Raw genomic sequence first — 6000 nt, 5'->3', positions numbered from 1 at the left:
CCCGTTGGGGGCACCTCTGGGGGCACCCCCGGACGGAGTCTGGGGGAGGTAGCTGGGGGAGTTTGAGGACACCGCGCGGAGCGCGGTCAAGGGGGTCCGGGGTCTCCCCGGTTTCGGGAAGGGGCGGGGTGGGGAACAAAGCCCGCCGCAGGCTGCGGCTCCTCGCGTAGGCCCGGTGAAAAGTCGTTGTACGGCGTAGAGGGCGTCTTGTACGGTGTCCGACGACCATCAGTCGTACACCGTACAAGGGGGGCCGTGTGACCGCCACGACCATGAACACCACCGACGCCACCGGGAAACATCCCGAACGCAATCCCGCGCGTTGGCTCATCCTCGGCGTCATCTGCCTCGCGCAGCTCACGGTCCTCCTGGACAACACGATCCTGAACGTGGCGATCCCCTCCCTCACCGAGGAGCTGCACGCCTCCACCGCGGACGTGCAGTGGATGATGAACGCCTACTCGCTCGTGCAGGCCGGCCTGCTGCTCGCCGCGGGTAACGCCGCCGACCGCTACGGCCGCAAGAAGATGCTGGCCACCGGCCTCGCCCTGTTCGGGATCGGCTCGCTCGTCGCCGGGCTCGCCTCTTCCACCGGGCAGCTGATCGCCGCCCGCGCCGGCATGGGCATAGGCGGGGCGCTGCTGATGACCACGACGCTCGCCGTCGTCGTCCAGGTCTTCGACGACGAGGAGCGCACCAAGGCGATCGGCCTGTGGGGCGGCGTGAGCTCGCTCGGCTTCGCCGCCGGGCCGCTCATCGGCGGCGCGCTGCTCAACCACTTCTGGTGGGGCTCGATCTTCCTGATCAACCTGCCGGTCGCGCTCGTCGGCCTGGTGGCCGTGCTGAAGCTCGTACCCGAGTCGAAGAATCCCTCGGGCGACCGGCCGGACCTCCTCGGCGCGCTCCTCTCCACCATCGGCATGACCGGCATCACCTTCGCGATCATCTCCGGTCCCGTGCACGGCTGGACCTCCGGACGGGTGGTGAGCGCGGCCCTCATCGGTGCGGTCGCGCTCGCCGCCTTCGCCGTGTGGGAGCGGCGCATCCCGTTCCCCATGCTGGACATGAGCTTCTTCCGCAACAGCCGCTTCGTGGGCGCCGTCGCGGGCGGCATCCTCGTGGCCTTCGGCATGGGCGGCTCGTTCTTCCTGCTCACCCAGCACCTCCAGCTCGTCCTCGGCTACGACCCGCTGGAGACGGGCCTGCGGATGACGCCGCTCGCGCTCGTGATCGTCGTCCTCAACCTCACGGGCGTGGGCGCCCGGCTGCTGCCCAAGGTGGGCACGCCCGTCGCCATCGCCGGCGGCATGGGACTGCTCGCCGCGGGGCTCGCGTCGATCGCGGTGCTCGGTGCGCACGGTTACGGCGGGATGTTCCTGGGCCTGGTGCTGATGGGTGTCGGCATCGCCCTCTCCATGCCGGCCATGGCCAACGCGATCATGTCCGCGATCCCGCCGGAGAAGGCGGGCGTGGGGGCCGGCGTGAACGGCACGCTCCAGGAGTGCGGCAACGGGCTGGGTGTCGCGGTGCTCGGCGCCGTCCTCAACTCGCGGTTCGCGGCGCTTGTACCTGCGGTGGCGGCGGGGGCGGGGTCTTTGCCGGCCGCGCTCTCGCGTGCGCGGAGTGAGGCGGATCGGGTTTCCATCGGTGACGCGTTTGCCTCTGGGGTGCAGGCGAGTCAGTTGGTGGGGGCGGCGGCGGTGTTGGCCGGTGGGGTTGTGGCGGCGGTGCTGCTGCGGAGGGCTGAGCGGAAGGTTTGACCGGTCTCTGGGGGCGGGTCCGCGGCGCCTGCGGCGGGCTTGTTCCCCAGCCCCGCCCCTTCCCGGCTGCGTCTGATGTGCGGCTCCGCCGCGTGGGGGCACGCGCCCCAGGCCCCCGGCTGCGGGTCGGTGGGCGCCTGCGGCGGGCCTGTTCCCCTACCCCGCTCCTTCCCGGCTGCGTCTGATGTGCGGCTCCGCCGCGTGGGGGGCGTTGCCCCAGACCCCGAACCTCGGGTCCGCGGCTGCCTGCGGCGGGAGCGCCCTGCGGGCGCGTCCTCAATCGCCGGACGGGCTGAAAAAGAAGAGCCTGGCGCACCCCACAAGCCGCACTCGCTCTCCGGTGGGAGGGGGTGGGGTCGGAGGGTGGGGTTCTGGAACGCGGTGCGACTTCACAGCACTCAACACGCCTCACAGCAACCGCACCGCGTTCCAGGTCCCCAGCCCGGAGGCCCCACCCCCGGCACCCACCACACACCCAAGCCCGGCCGGCGATTGAGGCCACCCGCCGCAGGCGGCAACGCACCCGCACCCAAAAAGCGCCCCCGCACCCAGCGGAAAGCGCACCCACCACCACCCAAGCCCGGCCGGCGATTGAGGCCGCCCGCCGCAGGCGCACACAACCCGCACCCGGCAACGGACCCGCACCCAGCGCCTAGCATTCCGTACGTACCGCCCCGTAAAAGAAAGAGAATCGCAATGGCGAGCAGTCGAGCCGAGAGCCCCCGGGCCAGTGTTTGGTTGTCACGGAAGGCGGTTCCCAAGCGGAAGGGGGACGGGGAGGGCGGGCTCGATCTGGAGCGGATCGTGGCGGCGACGGTGCGGCTGCTGGACGCCGAGGGGCTCGCGAAGTTCTCGATGCGGCGGCTGGCGGCCGAGCTCGGGGTGACGGCCATGTCCGTCTATTGGTACGTCGACACGAAGGACGACCTCCTGGAGATCGTCCTCGACGGGATCAACGGCTCGATGGTGGTGCCCGACGTCTCCCGGGAGGACGAGGACTGGCGTGACCAGCTGCGCCTGCTCGCCCTGGAGTACCGCAAGATGCTCTCCGGCCACACCTGGGTGACCCAGCTGCTGGGCCGCTATCTCAACATCGGTCCGCAGTCGATGGCGTACACCAACGCCTGCCTGGCCGTGATCCGGCGCAGCGGCGTGGAGGAGGAGCGGATCACCGGGGCGCTGTCGGCGGTCTTCCAGTTCGTCTACGGGTTCTGCACGGCCGAGGGGCTGTTCAAGGAGCGCTGCAACGCCGCGGGCCTGTCCGAGGACGAGTATTTCGAGCGGCTGATGACCGAGGTCGCGGAGCGCGACGACTACGAGAAGTCGTTCAAGGACGCCGTCGACCTGATGGACTCGCAGACCCCCATGAGCCGGGAGCAGCGTCGCGAGGAGGACTTCGCCTACGCCCTGGAGACGGTGATCGCGGGCATCGAGGCCATGCGCGACCGCTGCTGAAAACCGGGGCTTTGCCGCACGTACGGCAAAGCCCCGGTGGTGGCGCGCAGGCCGTCCCCTGCCATTAGCGCGCGCCGCCCACCGGGGCTCATCGCCCGGGACCGTTCATGCCGTTCCGGTCCCGGCTTCCGGCGGCAGGGGCACGCCTCCGCTCGTGCCGTGCCCCTGCCGCCGGGGTTCTTGTGTCAGCCCTGCCGGGCCGGCTCGGTGTCCGCCTGCGCGGACCCGGAGGCCGCCGCCTGCGTACCGGACTTGCTCTTCAGCGCGACCTCCTTGATGAAGAGGGTCACGATGAAGGCCAGCAGCGCGCAGGGCGCCGCGTAGAGGAAGACGTCGCCGACGCCGTGCCCGTAGGCGCTTTCGAAGACCTCGCGGATCGGGGCGGGCATGTCGGACAGCTTGGGGATGCCACCGCCGGAGCCGCCCTTGCCGAGCGCCGCCGCGGCCTTCGGGCCGAGCGCGGTGATGCCGTCCTTGACGTAGTCCGGGACCCGGTTGGCGAAGACCGCGCCGAGCGCCGAGACACCGACCGCACCGCCGAGGGAGCGGAAGAAGGTGACGACGGAGCTGGCGGCGCCGAGGTCCTGCGGGGCGACCTGGTTCTGCGCGGCGAGCACGAGGTTCTGCATCATCATGCCCATGCCGAGGCCGACCAGCGCCATGTAGATCGCCAGGTGCCAGTACGGCGTGTCGTAGCGCATCGTGCCCAGCAGGCCCAGGCCCGCGGTCAGCAGCACGCCACCGGAGACCAGCCACGCCTTCCAGCGGCCCGTCTTGGTGATGATCTGGCCCGAGACGGTCGACGAGATGAACAGGCCGCCGATCATCGGGATCGTCATCACGCCGGACATCGTCGGCGTCTTGCCGCGGGCGAGCTGGAAGTACTGCGAGAAGAACACCGTGCCGCTGAACATCGCGACACCGACGAAGAGGCTCGCGATCGAGGCGAGGGAGATCGTCTTGTTGCGGAACAGCCGCAGCGGGATGATCGGCTCCGACGCCTTGGACTCGACGAACACGAAGAGCGCGCCGAGCACGATCGAGCCGCCGACCATGACGTAGGTCTGCCAGGAGATCCAGTCGTAGTTCTTGCCGGCCAGGGTCACCCAGATCAGCAGCAGGGTGACGGAGGCGCTGATGAAGAACGCGCCCAGCCAGTCGACCTTGACGTCCCGCTTCACGACGGGGAGCTTCAGGGTCTTCTGGAGCACGATCAGCGCGATGATCGCGAAGGGCACACCGACGTAGAAGCACCAGCGCCAGCCGAGCCAGTCGGTGTCGGTGATGACGCCGCCGAGCAGCGGGCCGCCGACGGTCGCGACGGCGAAGGTGGCGCCGAGGTAGCCGCTGTAACGCCCGCGCTCACGCGGGGAGATCATCGCGGCCATGACGATCTGGGCGAGGGCCGAGAGACCGCCGACGCCGATGCCCTGGACGACTCGGCAGGCGATCAGCGTGCCCGTGTTCTGGGAGAGACCGGCCACGACGGAACCACCGACGTAGACGATCAGGGCTATCTGGACCAGCAGCTTCTTGCTGAAGAGGTCCGAGAGCTTGCCCCAGAGCGGGGTGGACGCGGTCATCGCCAGCAGCGAGGCCGTGACCACCCAGGTCAGGGAGGACTGGCTGCCGTGCAGATCGTGGATGATCTCCGGCAGCGCGTTGGAGACGATCGTCGACGACAGGATCGCGACGAACATGCCGAGCAGCAGCCCGGACAGCGCCTCCATGATCTGGCGGTGCGTCATGGGGGCGGCGTCGGAGCCGGAGTGGCCTCCGTGCGTGGTCTGTCCGCCCCCCACACCGGCGGGTGTGGTCTTGGCCATGGAATTCCTTTACTGCCGATCAGTACGTGTGTGGGGTTTCGCGCGGTCCGCGGAGACGGCTAGGGCTGCGCGGCGCGCACCCGGCAGCCGCCGAAGCTCTCGCGGAGCCGGCCCAGCAACTCGGTGAGCCGGACGACGTCCTCGTCGGGCCAGTCGCTGAGGCAGGCGGCGAGCGCCCGGGTGTAGCGGGCGGACACCTGCTCCAGCAACTCCTCCCCCCGAGGGCTGATGCTGAGCAGCCGGGAGCGCTTGTCGAGCGGGTCCGGGTGCCGGTCCAGCCAGCCGCGCTCGGCCGCGTATGCGACATGGCGGCTGGTCACCGACATGTCGATGCCCAGCAGTTCGGCGAGCCGGCTCATCCGGACCTCGCCGCACTGCTTGAGCAGCGCGAGCATCATCGCCGACGAGGGCGGGCACTCCGGGGGGAGCACGCGACCCAGGTCGCGCCGCACGGTGGCGACGGCCCCGAGCTGACGGCTGAGTTCCTCGTACTGCTCCTGTGCGGCCACTCGACGCACGCCTCCACTTCAGTTGCTCAGGGCAACCATAAGACCAGAACTTGGTTGCTAAAGGCAAACGAAATGGGGGCTTATCTGGTAAAGGAACCTTCAAGCTCTACTTGGTGCTGTGTAAAGCAGCAGGTGGGGGTGGGGTGGGTGCGGTTTTTACGTGGCCCGGCGCGCGAAACGCGGGGTGCCTTCGCTAGGGTCCTGGCCTATGGCCAACCCCCATCAGCACTCCCAGCAGAACCCCGAGGGTTACGACCCGGCGGGGAGCACTCAGATGTTCCGCGCGTTCGTGGACGAGGCGCCGGGGGGTGGGCGGCGTGCGGCTGCGCCTGCGGCTTCGGCTCCGGCTTCCGGGTCTCGGGTCGGGGTCACGGCCGCTGTGATCGTGGCGATCGTGGTGGTTGTGGCGGCGGTGGCTTGGCTGGCGCTTTCCTGAAGGGCGGTTTCCGC

General features: G+C 69.8%; 4 protein-coding genes. 2 read left to right on the top strand and 2 right to left on the bottom strand.

Going from position 1 to position 6000, the window contains the following annotated elements; all coding sequences use genetic code 11:
* Window positions 1–272: 272 nt before the first annotated feature.
* Entirely contained in the window at window positions 273–1760 is a 1488-nt protein-coding gene (locus ACFY1P_RS34365; protein ID WP_361535523.1) for an MFS transporter, read from the top strand.
* A gap of 738 nt (window positions 1761–2498) precedes the next feature.
* Window positions 2499–3215: a TetR/AcrR family transcriptional regulator gene (locus tag ACFY1P_RS34360; RefSeq protein ID WP_361535520.1), complete on the top strand. Its 717-nt coding sequence runs from the start codon at window positions 2499–2501 to the stop codon at window positions 3213–3215.
* Window positions 3216–3400: 185 nt separating this feature from the next.
* Here the strand turns inward: ACFY1P_RS34360 and ACFY1P_RS34355 are convergent, their stop codons facing one another.
* The gene (locus ACFY1P_RS34355; protein ID WP_390752917.1) at window positions 3401–5041 is read right to left on the bottom strand and encodes an MDR family MFS transporter; all 1641 of its coding nucleotides are present in this window, start codon (window positions 5039–5041) and stop codon (window positions 3401–3403) included.
* A 59-nt stretch (window positions 5042–5100) separates the two neighbouring features.
* Window positions 5101–5550 carry a MarR family winged helix-turn-helix transcriptional regulator gene (locus ACFY1P_RS34350; RefSeq protein WP_361532755.1) on the bottom strand — a complete coding sequence of 150 codons (450 nt, stop codon included), beginning with the start codon at window positions 5548–5550 and terminating at the stop codon, window positions 5101–5103.
* Window positions 5551–6000 lie beyond the last annotated feature (450 nt).

It is taken from the genome of Streptomyces sp. NPDC001407 (assembly GCF_042895325.1).
Classification (GTDB): Bacteria; Actinomycetota; Actinomycetes; order Streptomycetales; family Streptomycetaceae; genus Streptomyces.
This window is presented reverse-complemented; position numbering and strand designations above follow the sequence as displayed.